The sequence below is a fragment of the Agrococcus sp. Ld7 genome (assembly GCF_045064095.1).
Lineage (GTDB): Bacteria > Actinomycetota > Actinomycetes > Actinomycetales > Microbacteriaceae > Agrococcus.
In genome coordinates this window covers 1-1,542 of sequence record NZ_JBISGY010000013.1, presented here as the reverse complement: position 1 = coordinate 1,542, position 1,542 = coordinate 1, and the positions used below count along the sequence as shown (strand labels likewise).

1 protein-coding gene is annotated in these 1,542 nt (G+C 71.9%); it reads left to right on the top strand.

Annotated features, from left to right (window positions below; translation table 11 throughout):
* Positions 1 to 195 precede the first annotated feature (195 nt).
* Positions 196 to 1,251: a hypothetical protein gene (locus ACJJVL_RS02915; protein ID WP_405216817.1), complete on the top strand. Its 1,056-nt coding sequence runs from the start codon at positions 196 to 198 to the stop codon at positions 1,249 to 1,251.
* Positions 1,252 to 1,542: the final 291 nt, after the last annotated feature.

The following is a 1,542-nucleotide window of genomic DNA, read 5'->3' as shown; positions in this document are numbered from 1 at the left end:
TCCGCCGCCCGCCTCGCCTCCGCCGCCCCCCTCGCCTCCGCCGCCGACGCGCTCCGGCCGACGCGTGTCAGGTTGTCGCTGCGATCGAGCGAAGTTTCAGCAACAAGTTGACACGCGGCAACTCGCGCGGCGGCCGACGTGTCACGCTTCGTCACAGTCGAGCGGAGCGTGGCCGTCGCCGCGCATGATGGGCGCATGAGCGCAGCAGCCCCCACGCACCTCGTCGGCAGCATCAATCAGCCCGACGCCGAATCCGTCTTCCGCCTGGTCGCAGATCGACTCGAGCACGTGCCTCGCATCCCTGACGGTGAAGTGGGCGAGCGCTACTACTGGATCCAGTTCCAGACGCTCCGTTTCGATGAGACGCCAGGGCTCGAGCGCGTCGGAGAGCCCGGATACCGCATCCGCGACACCTTCGATGTGCGGCAGTTCCGCATCACGGGTGACGTCGTGCTGCCCGAGCTCGGCTACGCGGCCGCGGCGATCGAGTCGTACGAGCGGTTCGCCGCACTGCAGGCCAGCGGCATCATCGCCCAGGGCACCCGCTTCCAGGTCTCGCTGCCGACGCCGATCGCGATCGTCGGCGCCTTCATCGATGCGGCCAGCCGCGCGGCGTTCGAGCCGATCTACCGCGATGCGATCAAGGCAGAGCTCGAGCGCATCCTCACGGCGATCCCGCACGATCGGCTCGCGATCCAGTTCGATGCCGCCGTCGAGTTCGCCATCCTCGAGCGTGACCGCAAGCCCGCGGTCGCGATCGAGCCCTGGTGGGATGGTGCTGCGCTCGAGGGCATCGTCGAGCGCCTCATCGAGGTCGGCTCGTGGGTGCCGGAGGGCGTCGAGCAGGGATACCACCTCTGCTACGGCGACGTCGAGGAGGCGCACTTCGTGCAGCCCGAGGATGCCGGCAGCCTCGCCGCCGTCGCGCGCGGTGTGATCGCCGGTGCGAGCCGTCGCGTCGATTGGATCCACCTGCCCGTGCCGATCGAGCGCGACGACGCGGCGTACTTCGCTCCGCTCGCCGACGTCGAGTGGGGCGAGACGACGCCCTACCTCGGGCTCGTGCACCACGAGGATGGCATCGACGGGGGCCTGCGCCGTGCCCGCGCGGCGCAGGCGGCGGTGCCGGCGCTCGCGGCTCCCGGGGCGTTCGGCATCGCGACGGAGTGCGGCTTCGGTCGCGGCCCCGCCGAGCGCACCGCTCCGCTGCTCGATCTCCACCACGACCTCGCGGCGGCGCTCGCGGTCTGAGCGCGCAGCCTCCGGGCGTCGGCACCACGACGTCGCGGGCGCTCGCGGTCTGAGCGGTCAGCCGTGCTCAGCCGTCGGGCGTCGGCACCACGACGTCGGGCTGCCTTCCCCGCAGCACACCGTCGTGCCATCGCAGCAGCTCCCGACCTGCGCGCCCGCACAACGCAAGCCGCTCGAGGCGGTTGCGCCGCGGTGCGGCGCGATCGCTCAGATCGCCCACTGAACGCCGGAGTCGGGCTTGCGTTGTGCTGGCGCGCGTGCGGGTGCGTGGCGGGGGTGCTGGCGGGGGTG